Origin of the sequence: Flavobacterium sp. CFS9, assembly GCF_041154745.1 — a bacterium.
GTDB lineage: Bacteria > Bacteroidota > Bacteroidia > Flavobacteriales > Flavobacteriaceae > Flavobacterium.
Genome location: NZ_AP031573.1, coordinates 5,349,104 through 5,370,016, shown reverse-complemented (window position 1 = coordinate 5,370,016; position 20,913 = coordinate 5,349,104). Strand labels below are relative to the sequence as shown.

Genomic DNA, 20,913 nt, shown 5'->3' with positions numbered 1-20,913 from the left:
GAAATCCTTGCGCTCTTTGCGGTTAAAAATAGCCCACGGATGAAATTGACTGGCCAGACGAAAACGTAAGTCAACACAGATTTTTTGATTTACAGGAGTGAGAATGGCTTTTGCCCTTTCAGGGCGGTTTTACACTAGGTATTATCAGTCATAGCGCTACGCACCATGCTGATGTCTTTCGGGCTTTCAGCCCTTTTACTTTGCGTTCTTTGCGTAAACCTTCGTGGACTTTGCGGTTAAAAATAGCCCACAGATCAAACGTTTTTTTTTTGATTTACAGGAGTGAGAATGGCTTCTGCCCTTTCAGGGCGGTTTTACACTAGGTATTATCAGTCATAGCGCTTCGCACCATGCTGATGTCTTTCGGGCTTTCAGCCCTTTTACTTTGCGTTCTTTGCGTAAACCTTCGTGGACTTTGCGGTTAAAAAATAGCGAGCACGGATGATTTTTAGTTCTTTTTCCTTTGAATATTCTTTTTATCGAAGGTCGCGTTAGGGATGGGAGCGGTATCCTTTTGCGATAACCGTGCTTTTAAAAATTCCCCTGAAGCTTCTATCGCAAAAGATTTAGCAAACAGCCCGACCCGGAGGGGAACGCCATAATAATTGTTGTAAAAAACAGGTGTTTGAATATAAGTAGATTAGTATAACTACATCATGTTTCCTTTTATAATTCCACGGGATGAATTTTTGATAAAATCTAATATTTTATCACGTTCATAAGTTTGTTTCAGATGTTTTTCGATAAAGTCTAATGCGTGGGAGGTATTTCTTTTTTGCTGAAAGATGATACGATATATTTCTTGTAATTCTTGTATTTTCTCAATCTCAAAGCCTCTTCTTTTTAAACCAACAATATTTAATCCTGTAAAACTTAGAGGTTCGCGTGCAGCGAGTACATACGGAGGTATATCTTTAACAATACGGCTCATGCCGCTAATCATAGCATGCTCCCCAATAATTGAAAATTGATGAATTGCTGTTAATCCGCTGATATTTACGTAATCACCTACCGTCACTTCTCCAGCCATTCCCACGTTATAACCTATAATGCAGTTATTGCCAATGAAACAATCATGTCCGATGTGAGTATCGGACATGATTAAATTATGGTTTCCAATTACTGTTTTTTGTTTTGATTGAGTTCCTTTGTTTATAGTAACAAATTCTCTGATAATATTGTTATCACCTATTTCAAGTGTGCTATATTCATTTTTGTATTTTAAATCTTGTGGGATTCCTGATAATACGGCATTGGGATGTATTTGACAATTTTTACCAATTCTCGCACCATCAAGTATGTTTACATTATTGCCAATCCAGGTATTATCACCAATAATTACATCATTCTCAATAGTTGTGTAATTGCCAATATGAACATTTGAGCCAATAATTGCATTTTTGCTTATAGTAGTATTTTTCAATTTGATTGTCTTTATATGAAAAGCAAATGTTGGAAAAATATAATAATTTTTTCTTGATGTAAAATCAATTAATTGAAGATCTGATTCTGCTCAATGTTTCCTGACTTACGCCAATAAGCGAGGCAATATGTTTTAGTTTTGATTTTGCAATTATAGGAGGAAATGAATTTAATAAGTAAAAATATTTATCCTGAGCATTCATGGATTTATAATAATGATGAAATTCGTTCAGTTTTGAAAGATAAATTCTAAGTAGCTTGATATAGAATTTTGAAAATAAAGGATATTCTAATAGAATTTGCTCATCTGTGTAAGATAATGAATAAAGTATGGTATTCTCACATGCCTGAAAAAGCTCAAATGATGGTTTCTGTTCAAAGAAACTACTCAATGAAGTGATGAATTGGTGATCAGTATAAATCCATTTAGTTACATCCTCTCCGTCATTATAAAAAAATCTTCGCACTGAGCCGGATTTTATAAAGTAAAGTTTTGGACAAATTTGTCCTTCATTTATAATAACTTCATTTTTCTTATAAAATTCTTCTTTAAAGGAGTCTTTTATAGCCTTTTCGGTCTCTTGATCCAGTGCCTGAAAAGTATTTATAAATGCAAGAAGCTCTTCCATTGCCTTATTTAATTTGTTTGTTGAAAATTAGACCTGATTTAGGTTTAATTAATAACGAATATAGTCTATTTCTTAAAAGAACTACTATCATAAACGATGAAGAGTGTATTGCTCTAATTTTATTTCGTTTAGTAGCATTTTTTATTAATATAAGTTAGGATACAGCTTAAAAAAAAGAACCCCAAAAGATTAATTTTTTGGGGTAGATTTTAGGGTAGAAATGTAATTAAACCTGTTTGTAATCACTATGCCAAACAGCTTCTTCTGGACCATCTCCTTTGTGTCCGTCTAATTGAATTACGAAACTTTTAGCCGGGAAGTATGGTGTGATGTGGATGTCTAGTAAGATTCTGTCTTTTTGAGTTTTATCCTGCTCAATTTTCATTACGGTAAACTTCTCAATAAGATTAGTTGGTCCTTTGATTCCGTCAAGGAACTTAATGATTTGGCTTCTTAAATCGGCTTCAGTTCTGGTAGTCCAGTTTTCGAATGCTCTTCTGTTTAAGAAATCGAAAAGTACTTTGGTAATATGGTCAAATACACGCACTACAGAATACGTTTGTAAACCTAAATTGTCTCCGTTGAATAATGTCTTGGCAGAGAAAGCCATAATTTTGCTGTACTCATTAACCATTGGTACCAATCCCATTTTTTCAATTTCTGAGATTTCACTTTTCTTCAGGTCAAAACGAACGCTTTCTACTTCGTTTAAACCTCCGAATTTTTTACCGGCAACTACCTGAGACATCAATGTTTTGTAGATTTTACCTGCTAAAGAAGTGGATGGTGGTACATAAAGATTGTCTTCTTCTCCAACTTCGTTATTTTTACTTCTTCCCAACAAATAGTTACAAGTCATGATCGTGTTTGATTTGTACACATCACCACCTGTATGATTTGCATTGAAGAAGATATCGATAACATCATCCGGAGTTTCAAGATCTTGGAAGTCAGTTAGTAAGACAGTTTTATTTTCGTGAGCAATTTTAGACCATTTTTCTAAAACAGCATTAGAACCTAAATATCCCGGAACTGAAAGTATAGAGTAGTTTTTTCTCAAATCAAGACGGTCAAAATTTTGTTTTAATTCATTCGAAACATAATCAATAAACAAAGTGTTGTCTAAATCTTTTAATTGTGATAAATCGGCGTTTACGATCGTTACGTTCTTGATTTTGTCGCTTTCGGCGTTTTTGTAGAATAAAGCAACACTACGGTATGATGTTTCTAGTTCTCTTGTAGTATTTAAGGCGTATTTCAGGTTTTTATTTAATGTTGCATCTGCTGATGTTGCTTTTGCATTGGCCACTTCGATCATTGATTCAACAGAATCATTTCCTTTTAGTAAATCCAGCCACAAATCAAGTCTGTTATTAAGAGTTGTTCTCTCACTTTCCCATTGAGCATCGTTAAGAAAGATATTTTTTCTGGCTTTTCTGGTTGGGTTTAAGTTTGATAATCCGTCGATTACGTTTTCTAGGAAAGCAAAACCTCCATATTCGTTTAACAGGTTTATTTTGCTTGGTGATTCTTGTACTAATTGTTCGCTTGAAGAACCTTGAACTTTTTGTTCTTTAGTTTGAGTTGCCATATTTACTGTTTGTTGTTGTTAATTTCGTTCTTAGCGTTTTGAAGTAATTCGATTACTGCTTCTTTAACTGCCGGATCCTGGATCGCTTTTATTAAAGCTCTGTTGCTCGAAAGTTGGCGAACAATTTTGTACGCTTGTTCCTTTTCAGTGTTTAATTTATTAAGAAAAGGACTGTTTTCTTTTATAGATTTTGCTCCAAAATCTCCTAAGTTTTGGAAGACCATCGATTCGTTTAAATCGGAACCCTGTTCCGTTGTAAATTCAAAGTCTACGCTAGGTTTGTACTTCTCAAAAACCGCTTCTACAGTCTGCAAATCATAGACAGCTTCGGGGCCAACCGGCTGCTCATTTGTAAGTTTTTGAATTAGTAATGTTCTGTTTGAAGGGATTTCCAAAATTGATTCACTGGCGTCAACTTTTACTTCATTGCCACCAATACCATAATTGAACATGCTCATAATTTTATAAGATTTTTAGTTGATTTTGTAAAACTAGTAAAAAAATACTTTAAAATAATATTGATTTGTAAGTATTTTATTTGGAGTTTTGTAGCAATGTGTTAAATTTAAAAATTAAAGCTTTAGTTTTAGAAAAAACAACTTAATTTCGACAAAAGATGAAATACCTGAAATACCCTGTTAATTTTAAGTCTTTGGTGAGAGGTTCACAGGATAATTTTTGTAAGATAGAAGAATCGATTGCTTATAACATTATGATGATTATTACCACTTCATTCGGAGAGATTCCGGAGATCCCAAATTACGGATCTGTCATCTGGGATTTGGAGTTTAATCAGCATATAAAGAAAAGAGATTGGGAGGATTTAGTTAGAAAATCCCTGTTAAAGTCGATTGCTGAATTTGAGAGGAGATTAACCTTAAGTGAGGTCACTATTTCGTTAGATGAAATTGATAATACAGAGCTGGGATCAAGCATAAGAAGAAAAGCAAACATAGTCGTAAAAGGAGACATTATCGAAAGTCTGATGCCATTTAGTTTTCACACAAAATTGAATATAAGCCCAATTTCTCAATAGTACAAAATATGAAAGACGTTAAGTTTATTGAAATAAAAAACAGAATACAAAAGAAGTGTTTAGAGATCTGGGGAATTGAAAATATTAACATGGCCGACCCTTTGGTCATGATGTTATTAGACGTTTTTGTTCATGAACTTTATTATTTGTATCACGAAGGAATCGAATCGGATAATAAAATTATTGAACGCATTGCTCAGGAAATTGTACCAAGTCAATGGAATTTACCTATGCCGGCTCATGCTTTAGCAAGTACAGCAGCAACAAATGGTATTGTGGTACTGGACAGTGATGCCGAATTCATTATAAAATCGACTTTCGCAACCAATGTTGATTATGATATTCATTTTACTCCCTTTACCAACGAAAGCATCATAGAAGGAGAAGTTGGTTTTCAGTTGTATGATTCGTTATTGATAGATTCTTTCAAAAATGTGAATCGCTTGCCGGTGCATTGTAAAATATCTGATCACAGGATGTGGATCGGACTGGATGTTTCAAGAGAAAATCTGGAGAAATTGAATTCCTTGAAGTTTACATTTGTTACGGAAAATTCTTCGTTGGATGCTTTTTTACAGTTTGTTACCGTGAGAGATACTCACGGAAATTTGATTGATTTTGAAAACGAAATTTTTGCGGAAGTGCAGGACAACAAGCATTACGTTGAAGCAATAAAATCGTATTATAAAAATTTTATTTACAAGTTAAAACTGAATCCGGAGAAATTGGTTTACGAGTCTTTACTTGATAAATTCGATATTGAAAAAGAAGCACTAAAATCGGCTAAAAAGAATACAGAACTTATTTGGTTAGAGTTCGTATTTCCTGAAATCTTTACCAAACAGGAGCTTGATAAAATTCAGATAAAGATCAACACATTTCCGATCGTCAACCGAAAGATGAACAACAGAGTTCACAATGCTCAGGTGGAAGGACGTCTTTTTCCGATGAAGGCAGAGAGAAACACACACTTTTTGGATGTGATGAAAGTTTTTAACGAAAAAAACATCGAATTCATCAATGGAATTAAGCAGCCTAACGCGATCACTTCAAATACCTATACCGTTTTTTATGGCGGATTAGAGAATTACGATTCCAGAACGGCAAAGTTTTTCCTTAAAAAATTAGCCAGAGCTTTACGTGAAGACATCAGTTCATTTTCGAATATCAATGCCGATTATATTGATGCGACAATGACGAAAATCAATGAAGAAATCAATTCAATTGAAAGTAAAATTAGCAGCAGTTACAGTCAGGTGAACGAAGAAGAAGTTTATGCTCTGATTCATGAAACCGATAAATCTAAAATACTTTATTGTTCGTATTGGACATCAAACGGTAAGGTGGCCAATAATTTAAAAAAAGGTACTGTTTTAAAACAAACGGTCTTATCAGAATTAGTTCAGGATTCTACTGTTTTTGAAACTACTTCGCTTGGTGGAATTTACAGAAATAACAAAGTCGAGAAACTAATTAATCTTCGATATGGTTTTTTATCCAAAGAGAGACTGGTAACGAAACAAGACATAAAATCTGCGGTTCATTATCATTTAAGAAACATTACAAAAGAGGTGTTGATTACAGATGGAGTTGGCATTAGCAATGAAAGAAAAAAAGGAGTATTCAGAACCATTGATGTAAAAGTTGTTTTGCAGGATAAATATGCTTTACAGATAGAAAACAAGCAAAAAATAGGATTGTTTTTGAAGGAAACTTTAGAAAAACAATCCGTGATGAACATCCCATTTCAAATTACCATAAACTAAAGTTATGAATGAATTAGATTACAGCCCCAGCTTACTATCTGCCATTAAATCTGCTAAATCGCTGGCCATTCAGGATGGACATAGCACTTACGGTGTTCCGCATTTAGCCTATGCGCTGTTATATGAGCCAACAGGATTGACAGAGGTTTTAAAAACGCTATCAAAAGACATAGATTATATTAGAGAATGGTTTGACGTTAGAAAGGAAGTATATACTTCGACTCAAAGCAATGATAACATTATTATCGCCGATGCAGAGATTGAAAATGTTTTTGCCGAATCGAATTTCAACAAAATCAGATTAGGATCAGATTCTATCGATGCTTTTTGCGTTTTTATTGCTATTATTAAGCCCGGATTGGTGTACAGTGATAAACAGATCGACGGTTTAAATTTAAGCGATAAAGAACTTTTAAAACATTTTGGACTTCGCAATACTCAAAAAAGCTTTAGTCTCGTCGATAATGACGATAAGGAAGAAACTGTTGATATTAATTATTGTGATACGCTCTACAGAAAAAATATAATCGAAGAGGGAAGTGCTATTATTGGCCGAAATAAGGAGGTAAGATTGATCCTTGAAAACATAGAACGATACGAAAATCACGGAATTTTACTGATTGGAGAATCGGGTATTGGAAAAACAAGTATCATAAAAAATCTGATTTCCAGTTTGCATGAAACAGATCCTAATTTTTTTGAAGAAACACTGGTACTGTCTTTAAACGTGTCTAAACTTGTTGCCAATTGCAGCGGTGAAAATGAGATTTCGAAGAAATTGATTGAAATTTTCGAAAAGTTATCCAAAAACGGAAAGAGTATACTTTTTATTGATGACATACAGGTGCTGTTAAATTCATCAAATTCAAAATCAAATGCGGTAATCAACATCATCAATACCCAATTAACGCAGGGAACGATTAACATTATTGCTTCTATTGATTCAGATTCGTATCGAAAATCGATTGAAGGAACGACGATTGACGGGAAGTTCGAAAATATTTTTATAGAAGAACTGGACCACGCTTTATTAGTGGAATGTCTGGGGATTTATAAAAATAAATTAGAAAAACATTATAAAATAGGAATTGACGATGAAATTATAGAAGAAGCCATTCATCTGTCAAAAAGATTTTATAAAGAAAAGAAACTGCCTTACGGAGCTATTGATTTATTAGACCGAACGGCCTCTTCGGTAATTGTTTCAAATGCGAATTCATTAGTTGAAATTGTAAAAATAAAAGAGCAGATAAATGAAGCTGATCCAGCCGACGAATCAAGGATGAGTTTGCTGAAAAAAGAAATATTCAACAGAATTAGCTGTGTGGTAACCAGTAAAATTAGTGCTGCTGAAAATTCAAAAAAACAAAAAGATGAAGTAATCACTTTTGAGGAGATCGAAAAATTAGCAGCTGATATCGAAGCGATCGCAAAGGAGAAAATCATTGTGGTTAGAAAATCTGAGATTTTGGCAGTAGTTTCTAATGCAACCGGAATTCCATTAGGAAAGATAAGTGCGGGAGAAAAGGAGAAATTGCTAACGATCGAAGACAAATTACAGGAGAGAGTAAAAGGGCAGGCACATGCTATTAAAACACTTTCAGAAGCCATAATCGAATCCCGAAGCGGTTTGAGTAACCCGAAGCAGCCTATTGGTTCGTTCTTTTTCCTGGGACCAACAGGAACCGGAAAGACAGAATTAACTAAAACACTTGCTGAGTTATTGTTTGATGACGAAAATGCGATGATTCGTTTTGACATGTCCGAGTTTAAAGAAGAACATTCAGCGGCGTTATTGTATGGCGCGCCTCCGGGATATGTGGGCTATGAAGAAGGGGGGATGCTGGTGAATAAAATCAGACAGAAACCTTACTCAGTGGTACTCTTTGATGAGATCGAAAAAGCGCACAGTTCGGTTTACGACGTGTTTTTGCAGATTATGGACGAAGGAAAAGTGCATGATAAATTGGGTCGTGAAGGTGATTTTTCGAATGCGATTATCATTTTTACCTCAAATATTGGAAGTCAATGGATTCAGGAACAAATAGAAAGCGGTCATTTACCGACTTCTAATCAGTTGATTGATATTATGAGTCAGCATTTCAGACCTGAGTTTTTAGGACGTTTGACTGAGGTAGTTCCATTTGCACCGATCAACATAGAAATCGCCAAAGCTATTTTCAAACTGCATCTGAGCCGTCTGCAGGAACAGTTAAGAACGATCAAAAATATTTCGTTTGATTTATCCGATGCGGCTTTAGAATATCTGACCAATAAAGGATTTTCTAAAAAATATGGTGCCAGACCTATTGCGGGAACCGTACGAACTTATCTGAAGAAAACCATTTCAAAACTGATTATATCCGAAGCTATTTTGGAGAACGAAAGTATTGTTCTGGATATAAAAGAGGATGAATTTATCTGGGAAAAGAAATAAGATATGGAACAGGATATCGCAGTTTTAAAGCAGCAGCTTAACTTTAATTTGAGAGGAGAAATTCTTTTTTATGAATTGCAAAATATTCTTAAAAAGGAAACCGAAGTCTTTGTCAGACACAAAGGCCTTTCAAAAAGACACAATTCAAGAGACGCTATTGATCTTTCGTCGATGCTGTATCAGGAAGATTCCAGATATACCAAAGAAGCGTTGGTGCTGCATTTGGCTAAAAACAGCATCTACCATAATTTACCCGAATTACTTTTTCATCCCTTATCGGTTAGTAATTCTACGATGTCGAATAAGGAAATTGTAGAGGCGGTAAGAGAAAACAAAAAAGCAGAAAATAATGCTTTAGACTTTTTTATGCCTTTTGACAATGAGCTTTTTGCGGCAAATTCAAATTATGCAATCAGAAGTCTTCACTTGTTTAATGATAAGATTGATTTGTTTCTGAAAATAGTAGATGAATTAGTTGCTATTGATTTTGATTTGTCCAATACACAAAAAAAGAACCTCTTCATTTACCTGTGTGAAGCTGATAAACTGAAAGAGAATCTTCCGGAACTGGAGAAAGTACTGGAAACTTTATTGGGTAATGTGGTAAAATTAAAATACAAGAAGCATGTTTTTACCAATTCTCCCTTTTTAAAGTTAAGTGAGGGAACATTAGGATTCAATCTGGGACTTTGCGGAGCGGTAGAAAGCGAGATAGACGATGTAGAAGTTGCGCTATATTTTGAAGGAAATATAGACTATAAGATACTGGAACGCAAGATGAACCTCACTCGTAAAGTATTAGAGTATTTCATCATTAGTAACAGAAAAATTGATATTGTCTTTTTTAATAATTATCAGTTAGGCATAAAACTAAACGAAAACTATTTAGGCATAAATACCATTTTATAATTTTTAAACCATAATAATGAGATAACATTCAGATATGAATACAATACTACCCTTTTTCTTAAAATACCTATTAGCTCCGTTTTTGATTTTAATCATAACGCTGATTATGAGCCAGTTTTCGAATGTAAAAATCAAAACAAAAGCGGCTATAATATTTACTTTATGTTTTTCGATTATAGCAGCTTTACCCTGTTTGTTTGCTTTCTTTAACAATGAATTTATCTGGTTTGGCTTATTGTTTTCGGTTATCTACTACATCGTACTTGGAATCGCATTGGTGTATTTTATGAATACAGCTTTATTTCAAAAAGTGGGAATACAGAATAATGTTGCGGCAAAGGTGTTTCTGTTTTTAATCATAGCGATTCTCTCTTCGTGGATTTATTATCTCGTTTTCAATTATATCGCCATATCGAGTTATGCGCACATCAGTATGCTTAATATTTTGTGGCTGTTTGTACCGATCTTTTTTCAGGAATCAAAAAACAAATACCTGCAAATTCCTGAACCTTTCTACGAATACTGGAGAGTGGGTAAGGAACGCAAGGATTTCGAATATTGGGATAATATCGATAAGTTCCGCCTCATGCAGGTGTCTATACACATCCGAAAAAAAGCCAATTCTGAATTCTTTTCCAAATTTGATGTAAAAATTGCTCAGGACGTCAATCTGGGGAGCTGGTTTGATAAGTTTATCGAAGACCAGAATTACAGATTCCCTAATGATGCTATCGAATCCAACGCAGAAAATGAAGATACCGGTTGGACTTTTTATACGGCAAAATACTTCAGCTTTCCTTTGTTTATCAAAAATTTGAGTCCTTACAGAACTATTTCTGAAAGTAAATTGAAAAATAAACAGACCATTTTTGCTAAAAGGGTTGCTTTAAACAGACATGAAAACGGTCTGGAAGAATAATTAAATACCACATCTTTTTCTTTAAAACCATTTTTAGGAAAAAAGAAAAAGAGATTAACAAATACCACAAAACAAACTTCAGGATTATGAAATCAAACATTCATTTACCAATCAACTGGACAGACGGTGTAAAACTTACGAAAGACCATTTTATCAATAATTATTTCAATTACATTACGATTGTCAGCGATTATAATAAAGTTCAGTTAAACAATTTTAATTATGGCTGTATCCAGCCGGCGGGAAATAAATCAATAGACATTGAGATAAAAATTGAGGGAGGACAATTAGTTGCCTATTTGAAAAAATGCGAAGTAATTGCCAAAAACGGTCACATCATTTCTTTTAATCCGGATAATTATGGTACCAAACTTCCGGAAGTAAGTATTAATGCCAACGACTTAGATCGAAATTCTTTTGAGCATTACTACGTCATTGTTTCCGTTAATCCTTATGATTTAATTCCTGTTGGTATTCCTGACCCGGAAAGCATTCCATTGCATCATCCGCATGCCCTTCCGGAAATCAAATTGCACATCATCAATAAAAAAGAGGTAAATGATAATTTTTTATCAGGTTACTTTTTAATTGTTAAAAAAATAATATTCCAAAACGGAACTTTTATCGAAGACAACAAGTACATCGCGCCTGTTGTTAAGACTAAAAACAATGAAATTCTGAATCAGTTTATTGCGAAAGTAAATACTGAATTGTATCAGCTGAATGACTTCTCGATTAAAATTCATAAAAAAAATGTGCAGAACTCATCTAATAACAGACTGGTATCAAACACCTTTAGTTTGTGCACCAAAATAATCGGGTATTATTCAGAAAACTGTTTTTACCTTAAAAATGTTGCTCCGGAGGAATCACCTGTTTATATGTTTGACAGAATCATTGTTCTGGCGAATCATCTTATTTCGACACTGACGTTAATGGATGATAAAGAAAAAGAGGTGTTACTGCAATACTATTATGAATGGATTGATGTAAAACCTTCAGAGTTGTTAAGTGTATTGTTTGAAGCAAAAAGTGCTGTATACGACCACAACGATATCGCACAAACGCTTGAAAAACTGAATCAGTTTTTGGGGATTTTAAAGCGCTTATGGCAAAAATTAAGCGAATTGGAGTATATCGGAATCAGAAAAGAGAACATTGTAATTAGTGAAGAAACGAAAGTGGCAGCACCAAAGAGCAATACATGGTCAATATTAGATTAAATAAAGCGCTATGAAACCACTTAATTCTCCTAAAATAGCGACTAAAAAACGCAAGTTTTTAATCCTCTTTTTTACAACGTCTGCTTTTATTTTCGGTTGTCTTTATATTACGCTGATAACTGCAAACAAAGGTGCTGCCGAGTTAGAGCAAAAACACAAATACTACAATGATATTGCAGTAAAACAGGGCGAAATGAACTTGCTTCTGGGTGAAATTCTGATCGAAATCAATGACTTAAGATTTAAAGACAGAACTTTAAACGAGCGTAAAAACCTTCAGTCCCTGATCAACGAAAAAAGATTTGCAATCAACAATGAGATTCAAAAATCAAAAACAAATCTGACCAATTCTTTCGGTTTGTATGAAGAACTTTTGGTTGAATTGCAGCGCATACAAACTAAAATTGATGTTTTGAAAGAAGCAGCGACAAGCTACGAAATCAAAAGCAATCAGCTTAAAAATTGTATTGAAAAACATAAACTGGAAAATAAAAAAAACAGCACCAAATCATGAAGAAGGCGATAATTTTTGATGAAACCTACTGGAAGAAAGCAAAGTTCAATTTATTATTTATCATTAGCGCCTGTGTCATTTTTATTGGTCTTACCAAGTTTTTACTGAAGACACCGGATTTTAATAATACGGATATGCTGAACAGAATTAATGATTATGAAAAAATGCAGAAGATTAAGGTAGACTATGCCAATAAATCGAAGTTGATTTTCAAAACCATTGATACGATTAAATACGACATTAATCAGGTACAGCGTATCGATGAAGTAAAAAGAAATATTTCAGAGTACAAACAGCTTTATAAAGACAACGAATTTCATTCGTCTTATAATTTTTGCTTAATCGGCGGGAACTTATTAAATGTTTTTTTAGAGATAAACCTGGAAGAAAGTACGGTGAAAAAGAACGATACTCTTGTACAGACAAGTCTTAACGAATGTAAAGCAAATTTTAAAAATGAACATTAAAAACAGAACAGTAGTTATCCTTTTGTCTTGCATTGCGGTAATTTTAGTGATAATAGCACTGCTATTTCCTTATAATAAACGATTAAGTAATCTTGATTTTTCGATTGTTGATGACAACAGTAATCACCAGTATGAATTAAACGAGGAGTTATCTTTTAAAGTAAACGACAGTACTTTAATATCAGATAAAAAAGCCGTTTGGTATTTTGGAAACGGTGATTCGATTGTTAGCAAAGGAAGTGTAAATTATACGTATGACAAAGCCGGAAAGTATTTGGTGACCTTAAAAATCGACGACAAGTTTGATTTTTCTAAACAGATCAATATTGTAAACGGCAGAAGATTAACAGCAAGAGATTCTATCACCAAGATATTTTGCCCGGAGTTTGGTTATGTAGGTGAGGAAATTGTGTTTACCGGATATTCTCCAAGTTCTAATAACTGGTATTGGGAGTTTGGCGAAACAGGAACCATAGATTCTTATGAAAAACAGGCCATTTATATTTTTACCCAACCGGGAATTTACACGGTTAAGCTCGAAACAGACAAGACAAAGTATCCGATAACAAAAGAAATTGAAGTACTTCAATTGTACGAACCTTTCAAAGAACCGGAGGCTGTAGATTCTTCAGGTATTGTATTGAACGATATTAAAAAACGGCTTCAAACCATTGCCAATCTGGGAGCGAGAGATACCAGAACATATAAAGAGCAGGTTAATTATCTGAAAAATAAATACATCTGCAATGATTTGTCTGATGTTGTGGTAGTAGTCAACGAAGAAAAATACAACGATTTTTTAAGTTACTGTCAGGGACTTCATTATCTGGAAGGCAATGAAACCATAATTGAGGATGTAAAATTAGATAATATTAAGTGCTTTAAGCAGATCAATATTACTCAAAAAACTAAAAATAAAACAAAGTAATAGATGAAAAGCAGCATTTTACTTCGATATACGTCTTTAATTTGTTTATTGATCACAAGTACCCTTTTTTCGCAGGTTAAGAACAGCACAAACGTTCTGAAAAAAACAGGAGAAACCGTTAATACTTACGATAATCAGGAGCAAAAAGAAAAGAAAAGGCCGGAATTGAAAATGGTTTTTTCAGATCGAAATGAGAATAAAATTTATGAGGAACCTTATGGCGCTAAAGTAAAAAATAAGGCCGCTATTTTGGCTCCCATGTACGTTATTGATGAAGATAAGAATTATTATGAAGTTGTCGTTGCGGATAAAAAACTGATTGGAAAACCCAAAGGAACATTTTCTGCTTTAAGAAGTAAAGACAACCATTTTTCTAAAGCTAAAGAAGTACAATATCTGGGATGGATTAAAAAAGAAAATGTACTGGAATACGGCAGAGCGATTCAGAATCAGGTTAATTTAAAATATGTAAAGTATTTTGTGGCTTGTAATACGCTGGATAATTTAGTAAACAGTAACAATAACGTCAAAAAAAGTACCCTTCTGTTAAAAGGAGATCCTAACTTAGAAACTGCAACAAAAAAAGGGATAAAGCTAAATGACTTTGTGTATGTTTACCATATAAACAAAACGGCAAATTCAGCCTTTGTATCCAATTCTGATGATTTGATGCCAAAAGACACCGCTAATTTTAAGTTTGGTTGGGTTCCTTTGCAATATCTGAATCCCATAACAGACAATGTGGTGGTGAAACTGAATCCTGCTGATACGTTGAAGTTTTCTTCGGGTAAAATCAACTTTCATGCAAACGAACTGTACAGAAATACCTTTTTCGTAAATGAAAATCAATCCAGTGATGCTGTCGGATTCGATACCACCACTAAGATTTTATTACCAGTAAATGTCTGGAACCACGACAAAAATAAAATTACAAATTTAAAAGGAGACGATATTACCATAAAGACAATCGAGCAGATCGATGTGCAAAGTAAAACGATTAACTTTTTTTACGTTTTTGAGAACAACGGCAGTACCAAACAATACCTGAAAAAGACACTTTCGGCATTGCAAAATTTAAAACTAACGACTAGCAGTGACTTGTATGCCAATTATAATTTTACGTATTCGTTTATTGCGAAAGGGAAGTCTAAAAGTTATTATTTGCTTAGAACATCCTCTTTTTCAAAGTGGTTTGATTTAATTGAAAAAAGTATCAAAACACCGGAAGAAATTACAAAGGATAATATTTTACCCAACAATAACATAAACATCACTCAGTTTCTGAGTGCGGGACCAAATTACGAAAACAATTTTTTTATTCTCGCAGGATTAGACGGATCAATAAATACCGTTTTACAGGACAATCTGAGCGCATTGGCTAAGAATAATGCCAAGTTATTGTACATTCTTTTTAGAAATGAAAACAGTTCTGATAATCAGGATTTTATTTCGCAGAGTAAAGCCTATTTAAGTGATGCCAGTAATGCCAATAAAAAATACATTCAGAACTATTATGTAGATCCAAAACTGGTTCCTAAAAATGATGAATTTGTTTATAATGGTGAAGCGGATAATGAGTACATCTACAATGCTCCTTTAAAAAGTAATTTTAATGGCGGAATTGTATTTCCTAAGTTAAATGGGGAGCTTACTCCTGAAACGATCAACAAGGCCATTGATACCGTTATCAGTAAAACGATCAAGACTAACAATGCATTGCTAAAATCACTGAATCAGTATAAAAATGAATTTAGCTTTTTAAGAAGCCAGCCAAGTGCAACCGTTAAAAACATTATAGAAAATTCTCCTTTAAAAGACAGCACAAGTACAGATGTGCCTAAAAAGTATAAAAATGAAACCTTTGCGATAAATGCAAAAGATTCGCTGGATAATGATTTAGAAAGTAAAGTACACATTTTACTGACTGAAAATGAAATCAAACAGCTTATTGAAAATTATAGGGAGTTAGTAAGCAAGGAATATACCAATGAAAATATTGATAAAGTAGAGATTCTGAATTTTAAAGACAGGTGCCAGACATTTGCTTCAATTATCAGAAAGACTGAGCCATTGAGAAATAGAAATTCTTTGGCAGATCTGTTTTATTTTAAGACAAGAGTATTTGTAAACAGTTCTGATCTGCATACCATAAGAATTAAAGATATCAGGAAGTTTAAGAGAAAACCAGCCGATTTCAGGGCGCTGTTTATAGGCTTAAATGCTAAAGTGGAAGCCTTAGAGAAAATGGTCAGAAATAGTGCTTTTGAGGTTTTTGATGAGGAGTCTCAACTCAAACATTATTATATATCGAAAAATATGCTACTATAAAATAACGATTATGGAACTTATCAATACAATAGAAATGACGAAACCTTTGCATGAAATAATTTTAGAGTTATTTTATTTTGAAAGCAAAGGGAAACCGTGCGAGTTTACCAAAAAAGAAATTTTGTGGAGGCTTAAAAATCCGAGTATTACAGAATATCAGATCGAAGAAGTACTCAATTGGATGGTACATCATAAAAAACTAAATGAGAATTTAGGTTTGTACAGCCTCGATCGCTTTGAACTAATTGATTTAGAAGAAAAATTTAAAGCAGAGAGACAGCACAATGAAAAAAAACAAGAGCCTATTTTTTTCACCAATTACAGTACGATAAACAATATACACAATGCCGCAAAGCCTAAAGCGCTTGAGATATTTATTCATTACATCTTGCCTACGTTTTTGCTTTCTTATATTGTATTTATCTTTTTCTTAGTGAACAAGCTAAACGACAGTTTTGCGGTAAACAATAATAAAATTGAAGACGTTAGCGAACTGACACTAAAAGAGCCTAAAACGGGAGTGATTAGAAAAAAAAGAGCACTGTCTGATAAAGAAGTGAAAAGACTGTTTTCGAATCAGCATCAGAATATTTTGTATTTGAACAAGACAATAGATTCATTACAAAAGCAGGTGAACAAAATTAATGAAATTCATACCACAGCAACTTTAGACTTAAAGAACCAGGTCAATTCTTTACAGCCACAGGTCAATTCAATAGTGTTGCACATAACCGTTGTGCTGCTGGGATTTATACTGTTGTTTTTCATGAAGAATGTTACAGATTAAATTGAATCAGTAAAAAACAGAAAAAAAGAGGTATTCTAAAATTATGCAGAATATCTCTTTTTGCGTTTATAGGGGTTAGATGAAGAAGCAAAAAAGAATGTTTGGAAAAATATTTTTTAGTAATTAGATTTTTTTTTGAAGTTACTATTTGTTTTTTAAAACGGATGAATTTTCTGTCAACCCTTGCGAATGCTGGATTCTTACATTTTTGAATTTAAAATGTCACTTTTTTTTCTTGATTCTTATGAAAAAGATTACGAATTAACTTGTTTTTTAAAAATGTATTTGTATATTCGTACAAATATTGATTGCGAATCACTCTCATCTTCCTACAAGAAGCAATTCAAAAAAGTACGTTAGTACAAAAAGAGGTATTCTAAAATCATGTAGAATACCTCTTTTTTTTTGTTCATACTAGTCATACAAAAAGAAAGGGGATTCTAAAAAAACTTTATTTAACAACTTAAATTTTTTATTATGGCATTTAAATCAATTTTAGAATTCGAAGGAAACGAGTACCAAGTATTATTTTCAAAAGTGGATATGTTGAGACATACTGACGGTAAAGGAGCAGTTTCTTCTGAAATTAAAGGAGGAAGATTAAACTTAAGAGTAAAATCTACTGACAACACTACAGTTATCGAGCAGGCAGTAAACAGCCAGCACAAGCCGGTAAGCGGAAAAGTAAAATTCTTCAAAGCTGACTCTGAGCAGGTAATGAAAGAACTTACTTTTGAAAACGCATTTATCGTGTTCTTTAGTGAGCAGTTAGACGCTTTGGCTGAAACTCCAATGACTACTGAGATTACATTCTCTGCAGAGAAAATTACATTAGGTAACGCTACACTGGATAACAACTGGGCTAAAATTTAATTTTTCTCATAAAACAAGAAGCAGCACACAGCTGCTTCTTGTTTTTTTATTTTCAGAATATGACATCTTTTAGCTTAAAATTGAATTCGGCGCGAAGAACTTTACAATAAAGGGCTTTGACTATACTCTGTTTAAGTTAAAAATTTTAAAGAATTAAACTTAAAACTAGACAGATTTATGGTCATTCCTAAAATAATCTTTGGTATAGACGGCAAAGAAATTTCTCATTTTACTAAAATCGATTTAAAGCAAAGCATTAATACTCACCATGAGTTTTCAATAAGTATTCCACATTCTGTTATAGAACGACCTCGGGCCTATACGATGGAAAGTGCCCAGGAATGTCTTGGAAAAGTACTTCATATCAGGCTAAGCGGTAATAATAATTTTTTAGGAATTATAACAAACGTTCGCTATCAGCAAGAATTGGGGCATGTAGGCAGTCAAATTGTTATTTCAGGATATTCTAAAACTATTTTGTTAGACTACGGTCAAAAGTTACATTCCTGGGAAAATCTCAATTTGAAAGATATGGTGCACGATCTCATACAAACTGCCGCGGGAGAACAGCTGCAATATGAAATCGAGCCCGAATTTACTTCAAAAATTGAATATCAAACGCAGTATCTGGAATCGGATTTTAAGTATATCCAGAGATTGGCGAAACAATATAACGAATGGTTATTTTATGATGGAGAAAAACTTTTCTTTGGAAAACCACAACAAGAAAGTTCTCCCATAAAATTAATTTACAACAAAGACCTGTTTAATTTAAGCATATCGGTAGAAGCAAAACCCCATCAGTACAGTGGGTATACTTACAATGAAAATATTGATCAGCTTTATCAGGCACAAACAGATGACAGTATAGTAGAAGGATTACCGAAATTAGGTAAAGATGCCTTCGAAGCTTCCAAAAAGTTATACAGTACAGCTTCTTACGAGTTCGGACAATTTAGTACCGGAGATGACGTATATTTTGAGAGTATCCTGAAAAAGAAACAGGAGAGTATAGCGGCAGAAGGAAACTACATTTCGGCAACAAGCTCCAATCCAAAACTAAGGATCGGCTCTATTATTAATATCGAATCTCAGCAAATATTAGATAAATCAGAGGTACTGCAAAAAGGATTGAGTACAAATAAGACACAATTTGAATCGAATGAAATTGGTACTTATATTATTACCGAAATCACCCATAAAGCTACTGAAATTGGAGAGTACGAAAATAGTTTCAGAGCACTTCCGGCTAAAATAAAAAAACTTCCCGAGCCACAGGTAGGCATGCCAATAGCGCAGGAACAAAGAGCTGTGGTAGTGGCTAATGATGATCCGAGTGGCAATGGAAGAGTCCGTGTAGAATTATTGTGGCAAAAAAAGCAACAATCCCGAACACCCTGGCTGTATGTACTAACTCCTAATGCCGGAATCAGCGATGTGGTAAATAAAAATCGCGGATGGGTAACCATACCCGAGGTAGGCGATCATGTAATGGTTAGTTTTCGTTACAATGATCCTAACAGACCCTATGTGATTGGTAGTATTTTTAACGGAAAAACAGGTGAAGGCGGTAAGCTGGACAATCATATTAAAAGTTTCTTTACCCGTTGCGGAAGTACCATCACTTTTGATGATAAGCAGAAAAGTATTTTGATAAAAGATCCGTCAGACAACAGTGTTTATTTGGATGGTGAAGGTAATATTACCGTAAATGCACCTAAAAATATGACCATCAATGTTGGTGATAATCTGGATATTACTGTTGGTAAAAATATGACTGTAGGGGTAGGCGGCAATAAGAAAACCACTATTGACGGTAACAGCAGCTTAAAAGTTGGAAAAAGCAGTACAGTTGATATTACAGAACTCTACAAACTAATTACAAACATGTACGAGCAAAAAGTATCAGGGGACAAAACCGTAAAGATCAATGGTAATTTGAGTAAAACTACAGCGACCACAACTCATAAAGCCATAGGAGGAGATATTTTGATAAAAAGTTCGGGAATCTCAAAAGTGCTGGGTGCCATTGATGCCAAAGTAAATAAAGGATAATGCAAGCGCACTTATAATGGTTTATCCTTATTGAAACGATCGAGACAGGCAAAGAAAACGTAATTGTAATATCAAATCAGAATGAAGCAGTTATTATTTTTTATTTTATTATTGATGAGTTTGCCATCTTTCGGACAAGCAGAAGAAATACAAAAAGCAGAAATAGAAGGCGGTACCTTATCAAAAAAGTATATTGACGGAAAACTGGAAAGTTTTATGGTAGAAATGTACGCGGTGAATTATGGAAATATCTTCAGTTTTACTAAAGAAAAAGATACCATTACCGTTAGTAACGGAGAAAAATCAGCTGCTGCTATTAAGATCTATTTTAAAGATCAAATGCAAATAAGCGAACTATTGTATAAGAAGAAAATAGTAGGCTATTTTGAAGCTATAAATCTGAATATTGATCAGTTACCCAAAAGCAACAGCATCTATAGTTTTCTTGTCAATAACAAAATAAAGAGTTCTATAAGCAGCTTTGATCTCAAAGATCTCGACGAAAATTTTGATCAGAATCTGATAAAGCTTTTTACTAGTTTAAATCATGTTGCAAGTGCTGAAAATTTAGATTCCGCCTTTAATTCAATAGCCCATTTTTTTTCGAAAGAAGATGCTCTTTACAGAATCTATTTAAGAAGTTATGCCGAAAAATTTGCTCCTCCGGTAATTAGTTATTTAAAAACGAATGCATCCGGAAAGATTGAATCCGGAATTGTCTGGACAGGGAAAGAAACCGGAAACGGGAAATATGAAATCTATAGTAAGGAGAAAATAATACAATCGGGAATTCAAAATTTATCCAATTTTAAAAAAACTTTTAGGGAGTATTTTAATAAAAATGGAATTGAAAACTAGATGAAGCATTCTTATCATAATTGTAATAGAGTAAAGAGTTGACCACTATGTATGGCATACTGAAACAGGTTTAGTTAAAGAAAAAATATGAGATGTATCTTACTTTTGATATATTTACAAGTAGTTCATTAAGACAGTACCAGTATGCATAAAACTTAAAAAGCATGAAGA

At 33.6% G+C, this 20,913-nt stretch carries 18 protein-coding genes; 14 read left to right on the top strand and 4 right to left on the bottom strand.

The window, feature by feature from the left end:
* Window positions 1-649: 649 nt before the first annotated feature.
* The 4 genes from lpxA to ACAM30_RS21960 all read right to left on the bottom strand — a co-directional run bounded on the left by lpxA (window position 650) and on the right by ACAM30_RS21960 (window position 4,100).
* Window positions 650-1,423 (bottom strand): acyl-ACP--UDP-N-acetylglucosamine O-acyltransferase, encoded by a 774-nt coding sequence (gene lpxA, locus ACAM30_RS21975; protein ID WP_369616643.1) that lies wholly within the window; start codon window positions 1,421-1,423, stop codon window positions 650-652.
* A gap of 64 nt (window positions 1,424-1,487) precedes the next feature.
* On the bottom strand, window positions 1,488-2,051 hold the full coding sequence (locus ACAM30_RS21970; RefSeq protein ID WP_369616642.1) for a Crp/Fnr family transcriptional regulator: 564 nt from the start codon (window positions 2,049-2,051) through the stop codon (window positions 1,488-1,490).
* Between the two features lie 226 nt (window positions 2,052-2,277).
* Window positions 2,278-3,642 carry a DUF5458 family protein gene (locus tag ACAM30_RS21965; protein WP_369616641.1) on the bottom strand — a complete coding sequence of 455 codons (1,365 nt, stop codon included), beginning with the start codon at window positions 3,640-3,642 and terminating at the stop codon, window positions 2,278-2,280.
* A gap of 2 nt (window positions 3,643-3,644) precedes the next feature.
* Window positions 3,645-4,100 (bottom strand): hypothetical protein, encoded by a 456-nt coding sequence (locus ACAM30_RS21960; RefSeq protein ID WP_026109973.1) that lies wholly within the window; start codon window positions 4,098-4,100, stop codon window positions 3,645-3,647.
* 158 nt (window positions 4,101-4,258) lie between these two features.
* Here ACAM30_RS21960 and ACAM30_RS21955 point away from each other — a divergent pair, with 158 nt between their 5' ends.
* The 14 genes from ACAM30_RS21955 to ACAM30_RS21890 all read left to right on the top strand — a co-directional run bounded on the left by ACAM30_RS21955 (window position 4,259) and on the right by ACAM30_RS21890 (window position 20,742).
* Window positions 4,259-4,678, top strand: coding sequence for a GPW/gp25 family protein (locus ACAM30_RS21955; protein WP_369616640.1), 420 nt, complete (start codon window positions 4,259-4,261; stop codon window positions 4,676-4,678).
* An 8-nt stretch (window positions 4,679-4,686) separates the two neighbouring features.
* Window positions 4,687-6,444 carry a hypothetical protein gene (locus ACAM30_RS21950; protein WP_369616639.1) on the top strand — a complete coding sequence of 586 codons (1,758 nt, stop codon included), beginning with the start codon at window positions 4,687-4,689 and terminating at the stop codon, window positions 6,442-6,444.
* Window positions 6,445-6,448: 4 nt separating this feature from the next.
* Window positions 6,449-8,881, top strand: coding sequence for an AAA family ATPase (locus tag ACAM30_RS21945; protein WP_369616638.1), 2,433 nt, complete (start codon window positions 6,449-6,451; stop codon window positions 8,879-8,881).
* A 3-nt stretch (window positions 8,882-8,884) separates the two neighbouring features.
* Complete coding sequence (locus ACAM30_RS21940; protein WP_369616637.1) at window positions 8,885-9,790, top strand: hypothetical protein; 906 nt, start codon at window positions 8,885-8,887, stop codon at window positions 9,788-9,790.
* A gap of 34 nt (window positions 9,791-9,824) precedes the next feature.
* Entirely contained in the window at window positions 9,825-10,709 is an 885-nt protein-coding gene (locus ACAM30_RS21935) for a TssN family type VI secretion system protein (RefSeq protein ID WP_369616636.1), read from the top strand.
* Window positions 10,710-10,795: 86 nt separating this feature from the next.
* Window positions 10,796-11,932 (top strand): hypothetical protein, encoded by a 1,137-nt coding sequence (locus ACAM30_RS21930; RefSeq protein WP_369616635.1) that lies wholly within the window; start codon window positions 10,796-10,798, stop codon window positions 11,930-11,932.
* Between the two features lie 10 nt (window positions 11,933-11,942).
* Window positions 11,943-12,446, top strand: a complete 504-nt coding sequence (locus tag ACAM30_RS21925) for a hypothetical protein (RefSeq protein ID WP_369616634.1) — start codon at window positions 11,943-11,945, stop codon at window positions 12,444-12,446.
* Window positions 12,443-12,913, top strand: coding sequence for a type VI secretion system TssO (tssO, locus tag ACAM30_RS21920; protein ID WP_369616633.1), 471 nt, complete (start codon window positions 12,443-12,445; stop codon window positions 12,911-12,913). Before ACAM30_RS21925 ends, tssO begins: the two co-directional genes overlap by 4 nt.
* The gene (locus tag ACAM30_RS21915; RefSeq protein ID WP_369616632.1) at window positions 12,903-13,841 is read left to right on the top strand and encodes a PKD domain-containing protein; all 939 of its coding nucleotides are present in this window, start codon (window positions 12,903-12,905) and stop codon (window positions 13,839-13,841) included. Before tssO ends, ACAM30_RS21915 begins: the two co-directional genes overlap by 11 nt.
* Before the next feature lie 3 nt (window positions 13,842-13,844).
* Window positions 13,845-16,169: a type VI secretion system protein TssR domain-containing protein gene (tssR, locus tag ACAM30_RS21910; RefSeq protein WP_369616631.1), complete on the top strand. Its 2,325-nt coding sequence runs from the start codon at window positions 13,845-13,847 to the stop codon at window positions 16,167-16,169.
* 10 nt (window positions 16,170-16,179) lie between these two features.
* Complete coding sequence (locus ACAM30_RS21905; RefSeq protein ID WP_369616630.1) at window positions 16,180-16,956, top strand: DUF5457 domain-containing protein; 777 nt, start codon at window positions 16,180-16,182, stop codon at window positions 16,954-16,956.
* Between the two features lie 477 nt (window positions 16,957-17,433).
* Window positions 17,434-17,829: a type VI secretion system tube protein TssD gene (gene tssD / locus ACAM30_RS21900; protein WP_017496361.1), complete on the top strand. Its 396-nt coding sequence runs from the start codon at window positions 17,434-17,436 to the stop codon at window positions 17,827-17,829.
* 177 nt (window positions 17,830-18,006) lie between these two features.
* Complete coding sequence (locus ACAM30_RS21895; RefSeq protein WP_369616629.1) at window positions 18,007-19,884, top strand: type VI secretion system Vgr family protein; 1,878 nt, start codon at window positions 18,007-18,009, stop codon at window positions 19,882-19,884.
* A gap of 81 nt (window positions 19,885-19,965) precedes the next feature.
* Window positions 19,966-20,742 (top strand): hypothetical protein, encoded by a 777-nt coding sequence (locus ACAM30_RS21890; RefSeq protein ID WP_369616628.1) that lies wholly within the window; start codon window positions 19,966-19,968, stop codon window positions 20,740-20,742.
* Window positions 20,743-20,913 lie beyond the last annotated feature (171 nt).

Excerpts from the sequence above, each read along its gene's own strand:
- tssD (WP_017496361.1), top strand. The coding sequence starts at position 17,434 with ATGGCATTTAAATCAATTTTAGAATTCGAAGGAAACGAGTACCAAGTA.
- ACAM30_RS21935 (WP_369616636.1), top strand. The coding sequence starts at position 9,825 with ATGAATACAATACTACCCTTTTTCTTAAAATACCTATTAGCTCCGTTT.
- ACAM30_RS21950 (WP_369616639.1), top strand. The coding sequence starts at position 4,687 with ATGAAAGACGTTAAGTTTATTGAAATAAAAAACAGAATACAAAAGAAG.
- ACAM30_RS21890 (WP_369616628.1), top strand. The coding sequence starts at position 19,966 with ATGAAGCAGTTATTATTTTTTATTTTATTATTGATGAGTTTGCCATCT.
- ACAM30_RS21955 (WP_369616640.1), top strand. The coding sequence starts at position 4,259 with ATGAAATACCTGAAATACCCTGTTAATTTTAAGTCTTTGGTGAGAGGT.
- ACAM30_RS21940 (WP_369616637.1), top strand. The coding sequence starts at position 8,885 with ATGGAACAGGATATCGCAGTTTTAAAGCAGCAGCTTAACTTTAATTTG.
- ACAM30_RS21945 (WP_369616638.1), top strand. The coding sequence starts at position 6,449 with ATGAATGAATTAGATTACAGCCCCAGCTTACTATCTGCCATTAAATCT.
- tssR (WP_369616631.1), top strand. The coding sequence starts at position 13,845 with ATGAAAAGCAGCATTTTACTTCGATATACGTCTTTAATTTGTTTATTG.
- ACAM30_RS21970 (WP_369616642.1), bottom strand. The coding sequence starts at position 2,051 with ATGGAAGAGCTTCTTGCATTTATAAATACTTTTCAGGCACTGGATCAA.
- ACAM30_RS21925 (WP_369616634.1), top strand. The coding sequence starts at position 11,943 with ATGAAACCACTTAATTCTCCTAAAATAGCGACTAAAAAACGCAAGTTT.
- ACAM30_RS21930 (WP_369616635.1), top strand. The coding sequence starts at position 10,796 with ATGAAATCAAACATTCATTTACCAATCAACTGGACAGACGGTGTAAAA.
- tssO (WP_369616633.1), top strand. The coding sequence starts at position 12,443 with ATGAAGAAGGCGATAATTTTTGATGAAACCTACTGGAAGAAAGCAAAG.
- ACAM30_RS21960 (WP_026109973.1), bottom strand. The coding sequence starts at position 4,100 with ATGAGCATGTTCAATTATGGTATTGGTGGCAATGAAGTAAAAGTTGAC.
- ACAM30_RS21905 (WP_369616630.1), top strand. The coding sequence starts at position 16,180 with ATGGAACTTATCAATACAATAGAAATGACGAAACCTTTGCATGAAATA.
- ACAM30_RS21915 (WP_369616632.1), top strand. The coding sequence starts at position 12,903 with ATGAACATTAAAAACAGAACAGTAGTTATCCTTTTGTCTTGCATTGCG.
- ACAM30_RS21895 (WP_369616629.1), top strand. The coding sequence starts at position 18,007 with ATGGTCATTCCTAAAATAATCTTTGGTATAGACGGCAAAGAAATTTCT.
- ACAM30_RS21965 (WP_369616641.1), bottom strand. The coding sequence starts at position 3,642 with ATGGCAACTCAAACTAAAGAACAAAAAGTTCAAGGTTCTTCAAGCGAA.